Origin of the sequence: Enterococcus silesiacus, assembly GCF_001886225.1 — a bacterium.
Lineage (GTDB): Bacteria > Bacillota > Bacilli > Lactobacillales > Enterococcaceae > Enterococcus_L > Enterococcus_L silesiacus.
Map to the genome: position 1 here is coordinate 1 of NZ_JXLC01000010.1, position 20,851 is coordinate 20,851.

At 37.0% G+C, this 20,851-nt stretch carries 17 protein-coding genes and 1 other annotated feature; of the genes, 15 read left to right on the forward strand and 2 right to left on the reverse strand.

All coding sequences use genetic code 11. The features are described from left to right. From RV15_RS08275 to wrbA, 15 genes are all read left to right on the forward strand, one after another. Positions 1-272 (forward strand): LysM peptidoglycan-binding domain-containing protein (locus tag RV15_RS08275; RefSeq protein ID WP_139242994.1); only part of this gene is annotated, 272 nt, incomplete at its 5' end. 51 nt (positions 273-323) lie between these two features. After that, positions 324-608: a binding site (T-box leader), on the forward strand. 578 nt (positions 609-1,186) lie between these two features. Beyond that, positions 1,187-3,700 (forward strand): leucine--tRNA ligase, encoded by a 2,514-nt coding sequence (leuS, locus tag RV15_RS08280; protein WP_083429135.1) that lies wholly within the window; start codon positions 1,187-1,189, stop codon positions 3,698-3,700. Positions 3,701-3,986: 286 nt separating this feature from the next. Beyond that, a complete protein-coding gene (locus RV15_RS08285) occupies positions 3,987-4,442 on the forward strand; it encodes a hypothetical protein (protein WP_071877589.1) in 456 nt (151 codons plus the stop codon). 174 nt (positions 4,443-4,616) lie between these two features. Next, positions 4,617-5,009 carry a FosX/FosE/FosI family fosfomycin resistance hydrolase gene (fosX, locus tag RV15_RS08290; RefSeq protein WP_071877590.1) on the forward strand — a complete coding sequence of 131 codons (393 nt, stop codon included), beginning with the start codon at positions 4,617-4,619 and terminating at the stop codon, positions 5,007-5,009. Positions 5,010-5,469: 460 nt separating this feature from the next. Next, positions 5,470-7,071 (forward strand): ribosomal protection-like ABC-F family protein, encoded by a 1,602-nt coding sequence (gene abc-f / locus RV15_RS08295; protein WP_071877591.1) that lies wholly within the window; start codon positions 5,470-5,472, stop codon positions 7,069-7,071. 473 nt (positions 7,072-7,544) lie between these two features. Further along, positions 7,545-10,205: a fibronectin type III domain-containing protein gene (locus tag RV15_RS08300; protein ID WP_071877592.1), complete on the forward strand. Its 2,661-nt coding sequence runs from the start codon at positions 7,545-7,547 to the stop codon at positions 10,203-10,205. A 10-nt stretch (positions 10,206-10,215) separates the two neighbouring features. Next, positions 10,216-10,755 carry a hypothetical protein gene (locus RV15_RS08305; RefSeq protein ID WP_071877593.1) on the forward strand — a complete coding sequence of 180 codons (540 nt, stop codon included), beginning with the start codon at positions 10,216-10,218 and terminating at the stop codon, positions 10,753-10,755. A 62-nt stretch (positions 10,756-10,817) separates the two neighbouring features. Then, positions 10,818-11,474 carry a hypothetical protein gene (locus RV15_RS08310; RefSeq protein ID WP_071877594.1) on the forward strand — a complete coding sequence of 219 codons (657 nt, stop codon included), beginning with the start codon at positions 10,818-10,820 and terminating at the stop codon, positions 11,472-11,474. Between the two features lie 24 nt (positions 11,475-11,498). Further along, on the forward strand, positions 11,499-11,816 hold the full coding sequence (locus tag RV15_RS08315) for a hypothetical protein (RefSeq protein ID WP_071877595.1): 318 nt from the start codon (positions 11,499-11,501) through the stop codon (positions 11,814-11,816). 569 nt (positions 11,817-12,385) lie between these two features. Continuing rightward, positions 12,386-13,219: a PRD domain-containing protein gene (locus RV15_RS08320; RefSeq protein WP_071877596.1), complete on the forward strand. Its 834-nt coding sequence runs from the start codon at positions 12,386-12,388 to the stop codon at positions 13,217-13,219. Between the two features lie 161 nt (positions 13,220-13,380). Further along, entirely contained in the window at positions 13,381-15,291 is a 1,911-nt protein-coding gene (locus RV15_RS08325; RefSeq protein ID WP_071877597.1) for a beta-glucoside-specific PTS transporter subunit IIABC, read from the forward strand. 341 nt (positions 15,292-15,632) lie between these two features. Beyond that, complete coding sequence (locus RV15_RS08330; protein ID WP_071877598.1) at positions 15,633-16,355, forward strand: glucosamine-6-phosphate deaminase; 723 nt, start codon at positions 15,633-15,635, stop codon at positions 16,353-16,355. Between the two features lie 3 nt (positions 16,356-16,358). Further along, positions 16,359-17,825 carry a glycoside hydrolase family 1 protein gene (locus RV15_RS08335; RefSeq protein WP_071877599.1) on the forward strand — a complete coding sequence of 489 codons (1,467 nt, stop codon included), beginning with the start codon at positions 16,359-16,361 and terminating at the stop codon, positions 17,823-17,825. Positions 17,826-18,012: 187 nt separating this feature from the next. Next, positions 18,013-18,330, forward strand: a complete 318-nt coding sequence (locus tag RV15_RS08340; RefSeq protein WP_071877600.1) for a rhodanese-like domain-containing protein — start codon at positions 18,013-18,015, stop codon at positions 18,328-18,330. A gap of 222 nt (positions 18,331-18,552) precedes the next feature. Beyond that, on the forward strand, positions 18,553-19,158 hold the full coding sequence (wrbA, locus tag RV15_RS08345; protein ID WP_071877601.1) for an NAD(P)H:quinone oxidoreductase type IV: 606 nt from the start codon (positions 18,553-18,555) through the stop codon (positions 19,156-19,158). Positions 19,159-19,231: 73 nt separating this feature from the next. On the opposite strand, the gene RV15_RS08350 is transcribed toward wrbA, so the two are convergent. Beyond that, complete coding sequence (locus RV15_RS08350) at positions 19,232-20,050, reverse strand: amino acid ABC transporter substrate-binding protein (protein ID WP_071877602.1); 819 nt, start codon at positions 20,048-20,050, stop codon at positions 19,232-19,234. A gap of 14 nt (positions 20,051-20,064) precedes the next feature. Further along, positions 20,065-20,700 carry an amino acid ABC transporter ATP-binding protein gene (locus tag RV15_RS08355; protein WP_071877603.1) on the reverse strand — a complete coding sequence of 212 codons (636 nt, stop codon included), beginning with the start codon at positions 20,698-20,700 and terminating at the stop codon, positions 20,065-20,067. Positions 20,701-20,851: the final 151 nt, after the last annotated feature.

Here is a 20,851-nt window from a genome sequence, read left to right on the forward strand (position 1 = left end):
GCATAAGTATCACTAATTTACGTCAGTGGAACAACTTGAATGGTGATATTATTCAGCCAGGTCAACGTTTAGTAGTTAAAAAAAGCCAAGGCGCTGCTAGCTCTTCTGGCAATCAAGGCAGTACTCAAACAGCAGGCTCACACACCGTAAAAAGTGGTGATACATTATGGGGACTTGCTCAAAAATATGGAACAAGCGTTCAAAAGGTCAAACAATTGAATGGCTTATCAAGTGATGTCATTTATATTGGTCAAAAATTGAAAGTTAAATAAAACGATTGATATTGCCTGAAATATTTGGTAGTATGGTAGCACATAATAGATATATAAACAGTGAAAAGGAATAGTAGAAAGAACTCTGTTTTAGAGAGCGTATGGCTGGTGAAAATACGCACAGAAGCTTTTGAACTCGCCTTTGAGTTATTTTACTGAATGAGTGACGGATACAGACTCTTAGAGAATTTTTCCGATTCTGATGAGCGGCTGAAAACAGTTGAACAATCATCTTCACTTTATTAAGTAAAATCGGCGACAGCCGTTACAATGTTGAGGCTTGTATTTATACAAGTGAACTTAGGTGGTACCACGTTGTCAATTTACGTCCTATAGGAATAGATTCCTGTAGGACTTTTTGTTGTGAATCACTGTGATTGCCAACGGCAGAACAGATGATGAACAATACTTGGCGACCAAAGGGAGAGAAGTTACCTAACTAGTGAATCACCCCAAGCCAGCACCCGAACAAAGTGTAAAAAGCCAAAAGTCCTAATCATCTTATCTAAAACAGATGATGAAATATGAAGGGTGCGACGAGAGAGAAGTTACCTAACTAGTGAATCACCCCAAGCCAGCACCCGAACAAAGTGTAAAAAACCAAAACTGCTAATCATCTTATTCTAAAACAGATGATGAAACACGAAGGGTGCGACGGGAGAGAAATTACCTAACTAGTGAATCACCTCCAAGCCAGCACCCGAACAAAGTGTAAAAACCAAAACTGCTAATCATCTTATCTAAAACAGATGATGAAACATGAAGGGTGCGACGAGAGAGAAGTTACCTAACTAGTGAATCACCCCAAAGTTACCACTCTAACAAAGTGAAGAAGGCTAGCCTTAAGAAATAGGTAAACCACCCACCATCAAAAACTAATAATCAAAAGCTACTTAAATAGGAGGAGAAAAAACGTGAGTTACGATCACAAGAAAATCGAAAAAAAATGGCAAAAATATTGGGCTAAGCATAATAGTTTTACTACCCATGATGATCCTAGCAAAAAGAAATTTTACGCTTTAGATATGTTCCCATATCCGTCAGGACAAGGACTCCATGTGGGACATCCAGAAGGATATACTGCAACAGATATTTTATCTCGCATGAAGAGAAGCCAAGGATACAGCGTGTTACATCCAATGGGTTGGGATGCATTTGGGTTGCCAGCAGAGCAATATGCATTGGATACAGGAAACGATCCAGCTGAATTCACAAAAAAAAATATTGAAACATTCAAACGTCAAATTAATTCCTTAGGTTTTAGTTATGATTGGAATCGCGAAATTAATACGACAGATCCTGAGTATTATAAATGGACACAGTGGATTTTTACCAAGCTATATGAACATGATTTGGCTTATGAAGCAGAAGTAGCGGTAAACTGGGTGCCAGAACTTGGAACAGTTATTTCAAATGAAGAAGTGATCGATGGCAAAAGCGAGCGCGGCGGCTACGATGTTGTTAGAAAACCAATGCGTCAATGGATGCTTAAAATCACAGCCTATGCAGATCGCTTACTGGATGATCTAGATTTGGTTGATTGGCCAGAGAATATTAAAGATATGCAACGTAATTGGATTGGACGTTCTGAGGGAGCCAATGTTGACTTCAAGATCAAAGGAAGCAATGAAACAGTAACAGTCTTCACAACCCGAGCAGATACATTATTTGGTGCTAGCTATTTGGTCATCGCACCTGAATTAAAAATAGTTGATGAAATCACGACACCAGAGCAAAAAGCTGTAGTTACGGCTTATCAAGCAGAAGTCAGCAAAAAATCTGATTTGGATCGTACAGATCTATCTAAAACAAAAACAGGAGCCTTTACAGGAGCCTATGCAATCAATCCAGTAAATGGTAAAGAAATTCCAATCTGGATCGCTGATTACGTTTTAGGAAGCTATGGAACAGGCGCTGTCATGGCTGTTCCTGCCCATGATGAAAGAGATTATGAGTTTGCTGATACGTTTGACATTGAAATGATCCAAGTAATCGAAGGTGGAGATATTACAAAAGCCGCGTATACGGGTGATGGTCTTCATATCAATTCCGATTTCTTAGACGGCCTAAATAAAGAAGAAGCCAATGAAAAAATGTATCAATGGCTAACAGAAAATGGCTGTGGTAGAAAAGAAGTGACGTATCGTTTGCGTGACTGGCTATTTTCTCGTCAACGTTATTGGGGTGAGCCAATTCCTGTGATTCATTGGGAAGATGGTACAACAACAACCGTTCCAGAAAGTGAGTTACCTTTAAGATTACCAAAAACGGATGATATCAAGCCAAGTGGAACAGGAGAGTCACCGCTTGCAAATATTACCGAATGGATCAATGTGACTGATCCTGAAACTGGTAAAAAAGGTAAACGTGAAACGAATACAATGCCGCAGTGGGCAGGAAGCTCTTGGTATCATTTACGTTATATCGATCCACATAACAAAAATGAAATTGCCAACTATGAGAAATTAGAACGCTGGTTGCCGGTGGATATTTATATTGGTGGAGCGGAACATGCTGTCCTTCACTTGTTATATGCACGTTTCTGGCATAAATTCTTGTATGATATTGGTGTTGTACCAACTAAAGAGCCGTATCAAAAACTATATAATCAAGGAATGATCTTAGGCCAAAGCTTCCGTGATGACCGTGGAGTACTTGTTCCTACGAATATGGTTGAAAAACGTGATGGTATTTGGGTCAATATCGAAACAGGTGAAGAACTTGAAGAAGCGCCAGCCAAGATGAGTAAATCTTTGAAAAATGTCGTGAATCCTGACGATGTTGTTGAAAAATACGGAGCTGATACACTAAGAATGTACGAAATGTTCATGGGCCCACTTGATGCATCGATTGCATGGAGCGAAAATGGTCTTGAAGGTAGTCGTAAGTTCTTAGATCGAGTGTGGCGCTTGATCGTAGACGAAAATGATAAAATGCGGGACCGTATTACAACGATAAATGATGGATGCTTGACTAAAGTGTATAATCAAACCGTCAAAAAAGTGACCGAAGATATGGAAAATCTGCACTTCAATACAGCAATCTCGCAATTGATGGTCTTTGTCAATGAAGCCAACAAAGTTGACGTGTTGCCATATGAATACATTGAAGGCTTTGTTCAGTTACTAGCACCAATTGCACCGCATATTGGCGAAGAGCTATGGGCGATTCTCGGAAATGACGAAAGCTTAACGAACGCACCTTGGCCGACGTACGATGAAGCCGCATTGATCGAAGATGAGGTTGAAGTCGTTTTCCAAGTGAATGGAAAAGTTCGTGCAAAACTAAATATTGCTCGCGGTTTGAGTAAAGAAGAATTAGAAGAAAAAGCGTTAGCAGCTGAAGAAATCCTGACATTTATTGAAGGGAAAACAGTACGAAAAGTTATTGTTGTACCAGATAAATTAGTGAATATTGTAGCGAATTAGTAACCTAACCTATAACTAGCTACGTGCCTTCCCATCTCGTTTGAGGTGGGATTTTTTGCGTTAAAGGAATCCTATCCAGATCGAGAACGTTCCTTAGGTAATTATATGGGTTATCTCTTGAGCTGCATGAAGAGGATGGCATAGAGCGAATTTTGAGCAGTTTTAGATATTCTCAATTGTGATGTATAGTCTAAAATAAATTTTGAACTATATTTCTGCAAAAACTCTAGCTATCTATTCTTACTCTTGATATGATTATACATAGAACATTTAAAGGAGAAAAAAGATGAAAAAAATCAGTTTAGTTATATTACCATTAGTATTATTGATCTTTAGTGGCTGTCAAAGTAATGGAGAAAAAAATAGTAGTTCAAGTGAGAATATAAGTCAGACGAATGAAACAAGTATTTCAGAGAGCGAAGATGAATCAGAAGGCATAGTTTTTGATGTGGAAGACTCTGAAATATGTGAAGATATAATAGATCAAGTAACTAAGAAAGAATCATTAGAAAGAGAAAAGCTAGATATACACATCTTTACTAACGATGACTATACTAAGAGAGATAAGTGGTTAGTGGAAATAATTACTTCAGATAATAAAGAAGTATATTTTGAGCTCACAAAAGATAGTCCTGATATCCAGAAAATAGATAAAGATCAGTATGATAAACTTTTTAAAGAAATTACATCATCAAATCATACTCCTGAAAAACCGTTATATAGCGAAGAAAATAACCAGTAATTTATCTATTGGCATGGTGGTTTTTGTCTGTGCAAATAACCGTAGTATAAATAAAACTATGTTTATTTATACTGTTTAGAATTGAATCAAAGCTAACAATGTAGCAAATTAAAAACAGGGATACTGAATAAACCAGTATCTCTGTTTTACTAAACTCATAAGAAGGTGAAAAAAATGATTAGCCACATGACATTCATTGTTCAAGATTTAGAAAAAGCAACCCTGTTTTTTGAAAAAATATTTGGTGCAAAAGAAGTCTATTCTAGCGGTATAAATACGTTCTCCATCGCGCAGGAAAAATTCTTCTTAATGAATGATCTTTGGATAGCGATCATGCAGGGAGATTCTTTACCAACTAAAACTTACAATCACATTGCTTTTAAAATAGAAGAAAGTGAATATGATGATTACTTAGAGAAAATCAATAGTTTGGGGTTAGAAATAAAAGAGGGGCGTCCACGAGTCGCGGGGGAGGCAAGCTCAATTTATTTCTACGATTTCGATAATCACTTATTTGAATTGCATACAGGGACTTTAGAAGAACGATTGAGTCGTTATCAAGCATAAACTGTTTTGCACAAATGTGATGTTCATGCTACAATATCCCTAAGAAATGACGAAGGTGGTGAATAAGTACAATGGTCAACATGTCAAAAATAACAGTTAGCTTTTCGTATACGATGGAGTACCTGGCTTTTTGTCATGTTATTATTTCCAATTTTTTATCTCAAGGGACAAGTGTGTCCAAAAAGGGCTAATTAATTGAATAAAACAGACCATTCAGACTTATTTACTGAAAAAGCAATCAGTCATAAAATAACATGATACTCGCTAATTGAGCTCGCTTCTGGCTAAAACCGTAGGAGTGAGTTGTGCGACTGACTAGTAAATGACGAAGGTTGAACGGAGAAATTCGCTCAGCTTTTTTGTGTACACCAAATAACTAGTGAAAATGTAAAGCAAAGGAAAATAAAAGACAAGAGAGTTTATTTCCGTTTATCTGTCTGAATGGCAGAAAGAGGACGATATGTTAGTACAATTACAAAAAATAACCAAAAATTATGGAAGTGTTCCACTTTTTGAAGAAGTAAATCTACAAATAAATAAAGGCGAAAAAATTGGGCTGATCGGCACCAACGGTTCAGGGAAATCAACGATTTTAAAGATTATCACTGGGCTTGAAGCAATTGATTCAGGAGTAGTCAGCTGCCAGAAAAATATTCGTATTGGCTATCTAGCACAAATTTCAGAAGTTTATGAACAACAAGTCAAAACGTATCTATTAGAAACCTTTACATTACTGAATTCGATCCAAAATCAATTAACACATTTAGAAGAACTCATGACCGATCCAACGTGTGATTTAGATAAAATATTAGTGCGTTATGGGCAAAAGCAAGAAGAATTTCAACAAGCTGGCGGCTATGAAATGGAAAATAAACTAGAAATGATTACCAATGGCTTAATGATCACTCATTTGCTGGCGAAAAAACTTTCAGAACTAAGCGGTGGAGAGCAAACGATTGTTTCTCTAGCAAGAATATTACTGCAAGAGAATGAGCTAGTGTTACTAGATGAACCGACCAATCATTTGGATGCCAAAAGAATTACTTGGCTAGAAGGCTATTTAACTCATGAGAAAACAGCATATTTAATCGTGTCACACGATCGTTTATTTTTAGACCATACGGTAGATAAAATTGTAGAGCTAGAATCAGGGCGATTAGAGAAATATAAAGGCAATTATTCAGCTTATAAGAGACAAAAGGAAGAGCAGCTTGAAAAGCTGAGAAAAGATTTTACAGAACAGCAAAAGGAAATTAAAAAAATCAAACTGACAATTCGCCGATTTCGTCAGTGGGGTTATGAAGGAGATAATGAAAAATTTTTCAAAAAAGCCAAAGAACTGGAAAAACGTTTAGAAAAGATTCAGAAAATCCCTAAGCCTAAAGATGAAAGCGCGAAATTAGGGAAGAAATTCAAAGAAGCTGATCGTTCAGGTAAAGAGGTACTTCAATTTAAAGCCGTTAGCAAAAACTATGCTGCTCAAGGTTTGTTCGATCAAATAGACTTTTCGTTGTTTTGGAAAGAGCATTCAGCCATTATAGGCGAAAATGGTGTAGGAAAAAGTACATTATTAAAGCTTGCTTTAAAATTAGAGTCAGCAGACAGTGGTGAAATCAAACAGGGAACGAATCTTCATATTGGCTATTTACCTCAGGTCATTCACTATGAACAGCCCAATCAAACTGTTTTGACTTCATTTAGCCAAAGTTGTTCCTTGCCTGAACGAGAAAGTCGCCAAGCACTAGCAAACTATTCTTTTTATAGTGAAGATGTAATGAAACAGGTTCGTTTTTTAAGTGGGAGTGAAAAAATTCGTTTAGAGCTAGCAAAATTAATGCATAATGAAGTCAATTTCCTTTTATTAGATGAACCGACTAATCATTTGGATATTGAAACCAGAGAAGAAATCGAAGAAATACTAGAAGCGTTCGAAGGAACCCTGTTAGTCGTGTCACACGATCGTTATTTTCTACAAAAAATGTTTGATACATTTTTGATTGTCGACCAATTTAAGGTAACGAAAAAAACAGGAGCCTATTTAGAAATACTTGTAAAAAATTAATAAATGTGCAAAGACAAGAACAAGACACTTAACTCTGAGAAGCAAGTACTTCAAATTTCAGTGTTTTTTGTGGACATCAGCCTATTTCCAATATTTTCAAGAGGTGCTACGATCTAACTCAGAGTGTTAGATCGTAGCACCTTAAAATCTGTTTGTCCCAATCTCGCTATTATTTTATTCAAGTGCTCTTTTACAAGTGGAACAATTTAAGCAATTATTCAAAAAAAGTGCAAACTGAGAAGGCAGATCCAGAGCTTAAAAAAAACTTAACTTTTGTTAAATGAAAATCAAAGTCTGCTAAAGCGCTAATTTATTATAAAAAGTTCAAAAAAAATAATTAATTGATAAGAAAAATGGATAAATAATAAAAAACTAATGTTATTAAATTGAAATCAGTTGTAAATTACAATACAATGATAGAAGTGCGAGCGATTATTAGCTTAATTTCTATTAAAAAATAGGGGAGGTCTGTCATGAAAAAAAAGATTCATTTGTTTTTAATCATATACGTCATCGCAATGATTTTTCCGATTGATTGGTCCTACGCTATCGAAATAGATCAATCGCAAGTGGAACAATCGAATGAGGAAACGTTAGCAACCTCTGAGTCAACAACGGAAGAATTAGTTTCAGAATCAACAGAGCTGACTAGCGATGATTCTTCAGACACACAGGAATCAACAGAAGAAAAAGAGTTTGTTGAAACTGATAATATAACGAATAGTAATGATATAAATAACGTGATAGGTGAAAATAAACCTGAAATAAAAAGTGGGAATATATTAAAGATTGCTGCACAAGACGAAGATGGTTTTTGGTTGGTTGATTCAGCAGCTACCTTGACTGAGTATTTAAAGGATAGTCAAAAACTAAATTTTCGTTTAACGAATGATATCAATTTAGGCTCAGCTGGTTATCAGCTTAAAGATAAGATGATCATAGATGGTGCAAATCATATTATTACATACAATAAAGGCGGTACAGCTGCCAGTGGTTTTTATGCAAACCAAGCAAATGCTGTGATCGAGATTCGCAATACACAATTTGGTAATAGCGATGGTTCAGGTGCAGTTGGTTATTATGGAATCATATCTGGGATATCAGCAGCTAATATGACAATCATTTTTGATGGTGTTGATTATTATTCTACAAACGGTCAAATGATTTATAACATAAACGGATCGGTTATTATGCGGGGACAAAATAGAATCGATCAAAGAGGTACGAGTACATATTCCCAGGAATGGGCAGAAATCAATTACGTAGAAATTCAAAGTGGTCATACTTCAATTCAACATTCTGGGACAACAGAAGCATTTATCTGGTCGTCCGGCAATGCCTCAGCTAATCCTCATGCAGGAACTTCTCAAATCATAGTCAGAGAAAACGCTCAACTTGATGTACAAACGAATGGAAATGTGATGTATGGTACCCTCTCACCAAGCTATATCGTTGAAAAAAATGGTGTCTTTAATTTGGACAAAGTTACACTAGCATCTACGAGTTCAAAAAATCAATTTTTTGCTGCTAATCTGACTCGACCAATTACGTTTGATTTTAAAGAAAATGCTCAAGTAGATTTTAAGTTGCCACTACCGATCAACCTTTACACTGCTAGTGGTGGAATGAATATCGGTGAAAATGCGGATGTTTCAATAGATGTCGCAAATGGCAATGCCTTCTTAGCGTATACTTCCAGTCTGTTTGCTATCAACATGAATAAGGCAAAACGAGTTTCATTTGCGGGGACTAGTCTTGGGACTTTAGGGTTAAATGGTGCTACAGGGGTAAATAACTTGGCATTTACAAGTAACTATTTACAAAAAATAGAGACCTTTTCAAGTAAGACCAATACTACGCCAACGCAAGAGATATTTAAAGAAGCCTCTGATTTAAGCGTTCAAGGAACAAATTTTACGAATATAGCTGGTTCTAAAGATCCATTTTCAGCTCAAGAGATTCTTGCCATGAGAAATTCGCAAAAAATCGTTTTTAGTGAGTTTGTGAATGTCCCGAATCAACTAGGATTGATTGCTGCAGATGAAACGGATACATCAGTCTCTCTCTATGGTTCATCGGTCAATAACGGAAGTCCTGCAACAGAAGTGAAGTTTTTCATTTTCTCTGCTGAAGAAGATGCAAATGATTTAAGAAATGCAAGGCAAATCGTTACGTTAGATTCATTTGATGGCCAGATAAACACAGCATTTAATTCTTATTACAATGTCAACGTGGACAGCTTGAACCCAAACACAATTTATTGGGTTCAAATGATTGTTATCAATCAAGCTGGCGAAAGTGAATTTTCTGATACGGAAGTATTTGCTACAAAACCACAGTTGAGCAATCTCACAGCTAATGTCACAACGACTACTGCCATCATCAATGGTGAACTAGCCAGTGATACAGGAAAGTGGACAGATTATTCGAATGGAGAAGCAGCAGCAATACCTGACCAACAGGCTGATTTTGGTGGAATGTATCGACAAGTCACAGTAGAATATAGTAAAAATAAAGACTTTCCAAAGAATGAAACAAAATCTCAAATCGCTGATCTTTCAGGAGATAAGAATCAAAAATTTACTACGAAGCTAAAAGGACTAGAAGGTGAAGCTACTTATTATGTTCGTGTGAGAGTGGCAGGAGTTCACGGAGAAGAAGCTGTTTTAACGATGACGCCTCTAACTGAATTTCAAACAGTAACGGAAGTCATCAAAGTCGAAGTGCCGATTGAAATGGCTTTTCAGACACAAAATAAAGACATTGGTACAACACAAGAAGGTGAAATCTCCTCTAGTGAATATCAAGTCATAAACAAAGGCAACACGGCAACAAAAATTTCTCTAACGAATCTAAGCAAGGAAAATACGGACGCGAATCAATTATTATTATTGAGTAATTTTGGTGGAAATGTTGGTCAAAATGAACTTGCTTTGCAATTGCTAGTCAATAACAATCAGTCAGATACACTCTTTTTAACGAGTGATCTAGCCAACGCACCCTTATCGATCGGTGTGTTAAATGTCAATGAACAGAAAAGTTTGACGCTTAGAGGAAAGTATTTTAATGCAGCAAAACAAGCAATCTTTCCAACCTATAAAATGACTTTTAAAGTTGAAAGAAATGAAGAATGAGAGGAAATCTATGGATAAAACTAACCAACCAACTGAAGAAAAGAAGAAAAAGAAACGACTGCTGATATTACTATTACTACTTTTACTAGCAGTAGCAGCAGGAGGGGTATACTACTATTATTCAACCAAAACTGAACCTGTTCAAGTCGTTTCAGGAGAGTATTTACCAGAGACAAAAGGTGCTAAGAAGATGAGTGATAAAGAAGTGAAAGAGGCTGAACAAAAAGCCGTGGATGCTAGTAAGTTCAATATGGTCATTAAATCAGAGGCCGTATTTGAAAATGGCAACAGTGAAGGCAGTCTCTACATTCAAAATCCAGTCGAAAACGGTTATCCAATCAATGTTGTGATTCGTTTAGACAGCAATAATGAACAAATTTATTCCTCTGGTGCAATTCAGCCGGGATATGAAATAAACGGAGCCAAACTAGAGAAAACACTTGCTCAAGGAGATCATCCAGCAACAGCTACATTCGAGATTTATGATTCAAAAACCAAGACAAAACGTGGCCAAGTACAAGCTGGAATTACAATTCGTGTCAATAACTAACATCGTTATTTAACAGGTTTTCTGTTAAAAATAAATTACTAACACACAGAGGGAGAAACAATATGAAAACAACTAACTATTTACTTACTGCAATGATACTAGGTTTAAGTGTCTCAGGATTAACGCAACTAGCTTCAGCTGAAACCATTGATGGAGAAAATTCAGCGGACGTTATCATCAATGGAACGATCGGTAAATTAGACAATACAGATCCAAATACGAATATCCCAGAAGGCTCTGATGAATGGATCAATGTTACAGTTGATACTGCAACAGCCTTTCACACTACGACAGCAAGTGCACACAAAAACATTGAGTCTGCTGATTATAGCATTGTGAATAATTCTGGTCGTGGGGTTGCTGTGACATTGAATAAAATGGATGGAACGCCTAAGTATGTTGACACATTGACAATCAATGCCAAAGGAGACGGTTTAGTTGCGGCTCCTGTAGCCACTAACTTAGTTGATAACAATGCGTTAGCTGATTTGACAAGCGCACCTGTTTGGATGCGTTTAGCCAATAAAGATGGACGCTTAAATATTGCTACAGATGCTGCTTCAGCATATGCAAATTCTGCAAAATTCTACTATACAGGTACAACGGTTGCGGATTTGCCAGCAAATGTTGAGCAAGCCACTACGGCAGAAAACTATACGTTGACATTGAAATTCACGTCAATCCAAAAAGATGGTACAACTCTTGGTGTAACGCCATAATTCAATAAAAGGCTGTGATTAACAATGAAACAATTCAGTTGTCACATCATTATGATTATTCTTTTGGTAGGCTGTATCGGTTTTTATCAAGATTTTGCTTATGCCGCTACCACTGAAATAGAGGTAAATGGGCAAATTGGCGGAAATAAAACCAATGTACAACCACCAAAAGAGCAAGAATTAGAAACAAAATTGGCACAACCAAAACAAACACATATAGAACTAAGAAAATTTCCAAATACTGGTAGTCTTATCGAAACAATCACGCCGATTGGCTTCATTGTATTGTTGATTTATTTACTGTTCAACAGATGGAAAGCACATAGAAATAATTATTCATAAGGAATGAGCTTAGAGGTTGGGACAGACAGCGTCTAATCCCGAGAATAAGAAGGAATTCACGAAAATTGCTCTTCAAATTTTTGTGAATTTCAGCTTATTTCCGAAGGGATTGCTTCTGCTTCCACCGTTTATTCGGATAAAAAGAGCCTGAGGCTTTTGTGTCTATCCAAGTGCTACGGTCATTGTATGTGCAAAAAAACGGATCTGTCCGTTACTAAAATAGCTTAAGCGAAAAAATGAAAAGTAAAAAAAGGAATTGACAGCGTTTTCTTGTCATGTTATATTGAGTATAGTTGATGGAATTGTTACTGATTTTTCAGGCATAACCATAATATAGCAAAAATGATAAAGGATTCTTTATCGTGACTGCTATGTTATGGTTTTTCTTATTTTTAGCATGTGATTGAAGAGAAGCGGAACGTTGTCACCATATATTATCTAGCTCTGCGGGCTAGTTTCTATGAAAAAAGATAAAAAAGGCGTGAGACAAGAAGCATCTCAAGCAATTTTTTCTATTTTTCTAAGAGACTGGACGAGCTCTTTTGGCTTTTATAGTAAGGAGGTGGAACATGTATATAAAAAAGCGAATCAATAATAATGTTGTCTTAGCTGTTGATGGGGAGTTAGAAGTTATTGTTGTTGGGAAAGGGTTGGGATTTCAAGCATATCCTAACGATCCTGTTGATCCCACGTTAATCCAGCAAGTGTATCTGCCTACAGAAAAAATAAATGTTAAGCAAATGGCTGTTTTATTAAATGAAGCGAGTTTTGAGGAAATTTTGTTAGTAGAAAAAATAGTAAAGATCGGCGAAGCAAAGCTTGGCAGAGAAATCAATCCAGTTATTTTGTTTAGTTTACTGGATCATTTATTATTCGCATTCAAGCGCCATCAAGAAAAATTAAAAATACGGAGTCCAATTGAGTGGGAAATTAAACAGTTCTATCCAAAAGAAATTGAGGTTGGTCTTCAAGCACTTTCGTTGATTGAAAAAGAACAAGGAATTGTTTTAGAAAAATCAGAAGCAGTGTTTATTGCCATGCACTTTGTAAACTACCAATTCGACCAAGAATCAATGGAAACTACAATGGACTATATGGAAGCGATGGGGGATATTACTCAACTAGTTCGTTATTATTTTCAAGTAGAATTAGATGAGAACTCTATCAATTACCAACGTTTTTTGAATCATCTGCGTTATTATTTGATGCGGTTGAATACACATGAGACCGCAAATTCTCTTGATAATGAAGAAATTGTTTTAACGGTTAAAAAGAAATATCCAAAAGAATTCAAATGTAGTCTAAAAATCAGTAATTATTTGGAAGAAAGATACAAAAAAACGGCAACATTTGATGAACAACTATATTTAACCTTACATTTAGCTCGCTTATTGCATTCATAAATATCAATACGAGGATTCGTTACAGTTAGGCTGGCAAGACCTGTTTGAAAAAGATTATTTTCTAAAGAAAATAGTTTTTTTGAGCAGGTCTTTTTTTTCAACAGACTAACTGCGGGATTTACGTAACCAATAAAAATACTAAATAGAAAAGAGGAGCAAATATGCAGGATTTAGCTGGAAAAATCATTTTGTTGGTTGGTGGAGAAGAAAATATCAGCAGCTTAACTCATTGTGTTACGCGATTAAGATTTAATTTGAAAAATGAGTCTAAAGCTCAAACAAAGGATCTTGAAACACTTGATGGAGTCATGGGTATTCAACGACAAGGTGGTCAATATCAAGTGATCATTGGTGGGAAAGTTGGGAAGGTTTATGCCGAGATTATCAAAATTGTCCCTCGTTTAGATGATCATACCAGTCAAGAAGCTCCAAAAGGTGAAAAAGATTCGCTATTAAACCGTTTAATCAATACGCTTTCCGCTATCTTGGTTCCAAGTTTGGCACCGATCATCGGTGGCGGAATGTTGAAAGGTTTCTTATTCATGCTAACGAGCCTAGGCTGGGTGAACCCTGAAAGTGGTACGATGTTTGTGTTGAATATGACTGGTGATGCTATGTTTTATTTTTTCCCATTCTTATTGGCAGTGAGTAGTGCTCGTAGATTTAAGACAAATGAATATATGGCTTTAAGTTTGGCGGGCGTATTGATGTATCCAACTCTGATCAATGCTGCAATAGCTGGAGAATTGACCAATGTTCAGTTTTTAGGTTTTTTACCTGTTCCAATCGTAAATTACAGTAGTTCAATTTTACCGATTATTTTAGCTGTCTGGCTGTTGAGTCATGTGTATCGTTTCTTTGAAAATGTGATACCTAGTATGGTAACAGTGATTTTTACCCCGTTGTTAACGTTGATTTTGATGGTGCCAGTGATGCTAGTGGTTTTGGCTCCAATCGGCTTTTACGTAGGAGAATACATTGCTCAAGGAATTGAAGCACTGATTAAATTTTCTCCGCTAGTATCAGGTTTCGTTATTGGCGCAAGTCGTCCATTGCTTGTATTAATGGGGATGCATCATGCAATTCGGCCAATTACGCAGCAACAAATCGCAACATATGGTTATTCGACAATGGGGCCAATGAATTTTATGAGCACGATGGCTCAAGCAACAGCCGCATTAGCTGTCTACTTTTTGATTTCAAATAAAAAGATGAAGCAAGTGGCTTTGTCTTCCACAGTTTCCGGGTATTTAGGAATTACTGAGCCTGCTTTATATGGTGTTTTAGTAAAATATAAAGCAGCTTTTGTCGGGGCATCTTTAGGTGGTGGAATCGGTGGTGCCGTTGGGGCGGTTTTGGGAGCTAAATCAATGGCGCCGGTAATGCCAAGTATTCTTTCGATTCCAGTTTTTTTAAATGATGCAGCAATAGGATTTATTATTGCCTTGATCGTAACGGTGATTGCTACTTTTGCCATTACCTTTTTACTAGCGAAAAGCGTGATGAAAATGGAGGATAGTCCGGAAAAAAGAAGGAGTTCATTGAATATACCTACTGTAGAAAAGGAACAGGATGTTGTGGTTATCAACGCACCAGTTTCTGGAACTGTTTATCCTATCGGGGATGTTGCTGACCAAACATTCTCAAAAGAATTAGTTGGAAAGGGAATTGCGATTATGCCTGAGACAGATCGAATCGTGTCCCCGGTGGAAGGGGTAGTGACAATTGCTTTTAAGACAAAACACGCTATCGGTTTGACCTCAAAAGAAGGAATTGAAGTTTTGATCCACGTGGGATTAGATACAGTGGCATTGGAAGGGCAGTATTTTGAGTTGTTGTGTAAGCAAGGTCAAGCTGTTCATGTAGGAACGCCATTACTGCAATTTGATCGTGAAAAAATTAGTGAAGCGGGTTATGACATAAGTGTGATTGTGGTTGTGACTAATTCAGATGATTATTTATCTGTTTTAGCAATGGACGATCAAAAACAGGTTCAGGAAGAAGAGACTTTGATTACAATTGTGCCTGGTTTGACACATGATAGAAACGAAGTCAATTTAGTGATGGAATGATTGAAGCAGAATGAAACGAAGAATGAAGTGAATTGATGTTGAAAAGTACAAGGTGAAGCAAAGCGGAACTTTGTTACCGTATATTATCTAGCTCCACGGGCTAGCTCTTCGGGAAAAAGATAAATTACGCTTGAGGCAAAAAGCGCCTCATTCATAATTTTCTATTTTCCAGTCAGAGCTGAACGAGCCCTTTCAGCTTTTAACCATATCTAGCTCCGCGGGCTAGTCTCTATGAAAAAAGATAAAAATGGCGTGAGACAAAAAGCGACTCAATCAATTTTTCCTATTTTTCTACGAGACTGAACGAGCCCGCTGCGCTTTTAAATTTAGGAGGAAGTATTATGAAAGTTATTTTAACGAAGGATTATGATGAATTAAGTAAAGTTGCCGCACAGATGCTGCTTGGGGAAATGTTTCAACGGCATGAACGAGTGAATTTGGCGATCACGGCAGGGACGACGCCGATTGGTATGTATGAAAAGTTAGTTGCTGAAGTGAGAGATAAGGACTATTTTGATAATGTTCATTACTATAATTTTGATGAAATCCCTTATAAATCAGGACGTCGCGAAGGGGTGACAATTGGTGATTTGAGAGAATTATACTTTACACCAGCAGCTATTTCAGATGAACAAATCCACGTGTTAGATGGAGAAAATTATGAAGACCAGGATCGACGGATAGCCGAAGCTGGTGGTCTTGATGCGATTTTACTGGGAATCGGTGCGGATGGTCACTATTGTGGCAATCTACCAAGTACAACAAGTTTTAATGACTTTACAACGAAGGTTGACTGCGATGATGCAATGAAAGAACGAATCGCTCCGCATTTTGAAGATCGTGCTGAAACACCTGATTTTTATGTTACAATGGGACCAAGAAGTGTAATGAATGCTAGACACTTGATTCTTTTTGCGAGTGGTGAAAAGAAAGCCAAAATTATGAAAGCGTTTATTGAAGGCGCAATCACTGATGAAATACCTGCTTCTATTTTGAAAATGCACCCTCATTTAACTGTTATTCTAGATGAAGCAGCAGCGAAACTATTGGACAAGGAGAAATAATTAATGAACAAATCAGTATTTCCTGAAAATTTTTTATGGGGTGGCGCAACAGCAGCTAACCAATATGAAGGTGGCTATCTTTCCGGTGGTAAAGAACTAAGTACGCTGGATGCAATTACAGGTGGCAGCCATACAAGTCCTAGAATGATCACGTACAAAACCAAAGAAGGTAAAATTGAAACTTGTACGAGAGATGCTACTTTACCAGAAGGTGCAGTGGGTTATATCGATCCTGAACAGTATTACCCAAGTCATGTAGCTACCGATTTTTATCATCATTATAAAGAGGACATTGCGTTATTTGCAGAAATGGGTTTTAAGTGTTTCAGACTTTCAATCGCTTGGGCTAGAATCTGCCCCAAAGGAACGACAGAAATCAATGAAGAAGGTTTAGCCTTTTATGATAAGGTTTTTGATGAATTGTTACGTTACGGGATTGAACCGATTGTTACAATTAATCACTTTGACATTCCGATGTATTTAGCCGATGAATTGGATGGATGGTCAAGTCGAAAAGTAATCGATTATTTCTTGTTTTTCTGTGAAACATTATTTAAACGTTATAAAGACAAAGTAAAATATTGGATGACCTTTAATGAAATCAATTTTTTACGTAGCTGGACGCAAATAGGGATCCATCAAAATGATAAACAAGCGAAATATCAAGCCGCCCATCATTTATTTGTAGCAAGTGCTGAGGCAGTTAAATTAGGTCATGAGATCAATCCTGATTTTCAGATTGGCATGATGGTAGCATATATTCCAAGTTATCCGCTGAGCTGTAATCCAGAGGATGTTATGGAGGCGATCCGATTTAATCGTGAGCAAGAATTTTACATCGATGTACAGGTCAAAGGTTATTATCCTGCTCATAAACTAAAAGAATTTGAACGGGAAAATGTTGTAATCAAAAAAGAAGCGGGTGACGATGAAATCATTCAAGCGGGCACGGTTGATTACATTGGATTTAGTTATTATATGTCAACTGTTTCTGCTTCTAATCCGGATGAGGTAAAGTATGTTGGTGGCAATCAAATGCCAGCGGTCAAAAATCCTTATTTACAAGAATCAGCTTGGGGTTGGGCTGTCGATCCTCTAGGTCTACGGATTTCTTTATGTAAATTATATGATCGTTATAATGTTCCCTTATTTGTTGTAGAAAATGGTTTTGGCGCAGTTGATAAGATAGAAGTAGACGGCACCATCCAAGATGACTACCGTATTGATTATTTCAGCAAGCACATTGCTGCAATGAAAGATGCGATCGAGTTAGACGGAGTTGACTTGATTGGTTATACCCCTTGGGGCTGTATTGATGTGGTTTCATCTGGAACAGGTGAAATGAAAAAAAGATATGGTTTTATTTATGTCGATATGGATGACCAAGGGAATGGAACGTTGGCTCGTTCTAGAAAAGAGTCATTTTATTGGTATAAAAAATTGATTGCAGCAAACGGTATAGAAGAATAAACGAGTTAAGACTTATTTCAAAGATAATTTGAAGTAAGTCTTTTTTAATAAAAGTCGCAAAAAGAGCGTAAAATGTTGTAGTGGGAAGGAACAGTGGTATACTGCTAATGAGACGAATTAACTGATTACGGAATTAAGAAGCAGTAATCAGGTGGCTGAAAAAGCTGCAGGAGGAATAATAGATAAGATGAAAAGAGTATCGGTCAAGGAATTAAAAAAGTTAATTGAATTAACAGTCAATGAACCAGTTTCGATCATTGATGTTCGAGAAGTAGAAGAATTTGCTGAAGGACATATTGTGACTGCTAAGAATTATCCATTGTCCACATTACCGGAAGCAATGTCAGAAATCGATCGGGAGCAACCCCATTACGTTATTTGTCAGCACGGTGTTCGATCTGAACACGCGTGTTCTTTTCTTGAGAATTATGGCTATAATGTAATTTCTGTATCAGAAGGTATGTCAGTTTGGGATGGAGAAAGTAAAGTCAATAGTTATAGATAAGAAGAAAGGGTGGTTCTGATGACACCGTTTATTCGAATTTAGGGTGTGAAACAAAAGTGGTTTTTACTTTTGTCTCACACCTTTTTTTAACGAATAAGACATCTTTAAAATAGGATATTGAGCAACACTTATTTTTAGTAAGCAAATAAGTTGTTGATTCACTTACTTTTTGTTAGTATGTAAATGTAGATAAGAAAACAATCGTTATTGGAGGAAAAAATCATGACAACAAAATTATTAATTGCATATTATAGTTCCACAGGGACTGGTACACAAATGGTAACATGGGCTAAAGAAGCAGCCGAAGCAAATGGCGCTGAAGTTCGTTTGAGAAAGGTACACGAATTGGCACCAGACGTGGCGATTGATTCAAATCCAGCTTGGCGTAAAAATGTGGAAGCAAGTGCTGATATTCCAGAAGTTACCAGTGATGATCTGTTATGGGCAGATGCCTATATCTTCTCTTCACCTTCACGTTTTGGTGTAATGGCAAGCCAATTAAAGCAATTTTTTGATTTGCAAGGTGGACTTTGGGCGCAAGGTAAATTAGCGAATAAATTTGTTACGGCTTTCTCTTCAGCTCAAAATCCAAATGGCGGACAAGAACAAGTGATTCAAGGAATCTATACGGTTATGCAACATTGGGGTGCCATTATTGTTCCAGCAGGGTATGTAAACCCATCGACTTTTGCAGCTGGCGGGAATCCTTATGGAACAAGTGCTTCAATCGATGGTGAAGGCAATATGTTGAAAGCTGATGAAGTCAAAGCAGCGATTCAAGATCAAACCAAACGATTGGTTGATGTAGCAAGTAAATATTTGAGTTAATTGAATAACGTCAAAAAAGCCATTAGACGAATAGCTAACGGCTTTTTTGGCGTTTATTTTTGATAGTGACTGCTCACTTAGTTACATCTGCTCCGAACCATTCTTTAGAAATAGCAGCTAGTTTACCAGATTTTCTGAGTTGTTCAAAAGCATTGTTGATTTTTTCTGCTAATTTTTTATCCGATTTCCGTAATCCGACAGCAAACGCCTCACTTTCAAAAGCACCGCTGACAATGGAATAATCTGCTAAATTATCTTCATGTGAAAGATAATAATTTGCATAAACCCGATCGATCAATAATCCGTCGATACGACCAGATTTTAAATCCATAAAGGCCTCATTGAAGCCATCATACAAAATGGCGGTCTGATCGTTTACTAAATTTTTTAAAATCTCAGGCTGTTCTTCAAAACTGTTATAACCAGAGGAACCATTTTGAGCACCTAAAATTTTTCCTTTCATATCTGTAAAGCTGTTGATATTATTCTTTTTTAAAGAAACCACGACTTGCTCATTTTTCATATATTCATCACTAAACAAGACCTTCTCTTCCCGCTCAGCGCTTTTAGAATAGCCATTCCAAATTAAATCAATGGTTTGATTTTGCAGTTCGTTTTCTTTCATCGACCAATCAATGGGTTGAAAATCAACTTTGATTCCATATGAATCAAAGACTGCTCTAGCTAAATCAACATCAAAACCGATGATTTCGCCAGCTTTATTTTGAAAGCCCATCGGTACAAAAGAATCATCTAAGCCGACGATCACTCGTTTTTCAGAATTGATTCGCGACCATTGATCGGTGTCAGTTTTTTTTCTGCCGCAGCCTATAATTGATAAAATAACCAATAAACTAGCGATGGTGAGTATTAGATAGTTTTTTCTCTTCATAGAACGTGTCCTTTCTACTGAACAGGTGACACTGTTAGTAAGTTATCAGCAATATTTTCAGCAAAATTCATATCATGCGTCACCACGATTTGAGTCATACCTTGCGCTTTTAGTGTTAAAATCACTTCTTCGACTTGTTGGCGAAGCTCGGGATCAAGTGCACTAGTTGGTTCATCATAGCCTAATACTTTGGGTTTCATTGCAAGAGCTCGAGCAAGTGCGACTCTTTGTTTTTGACCCCCAGATAATTGATAAGGATAAAGCTTTTCTTTTCCGCCTAAACCAAATTTGGTTAGTAGATCGACAGCTTCTAGTTCACTAGACTCTTTAGATTGCTTCAAAGCCAGGATAGGTGCTAACGTAACGTTATCTAGTACTGAAAGATGCGGAAATAATTGAAAATCTTGAAATACGATTCCTACGACCTGGTCGGCATTATCCATTTCAACAGGATTGAAAGGCACATCATCCATAAGCAGCTCACCAGAATCAATTGTCTCTAGCCCAGCTAAACAACGTAGTAAAGTTGTTTTCCCACCACCAGAAGGCCCTACGATTGTTAAGATCTCACCATCTTTGATTTCTAAATTCAATTGATCGATGATGCGACGACCATCGAAGCTTTTGGTTAAATTTTTTATTAGTAACATAATTTTCCTCCTAAATTTAAAAGCGCAGCGGGCTCGTCCAGCTCTGACAGGAAAATAGGAAATTATGAATGAGGTGCTTTTTGCCTCAAGCATAATTTATCTTTTTCCCGAAGAGCTAGCCCNCCAGCTCTGACAGGAAAATAGGAAATTA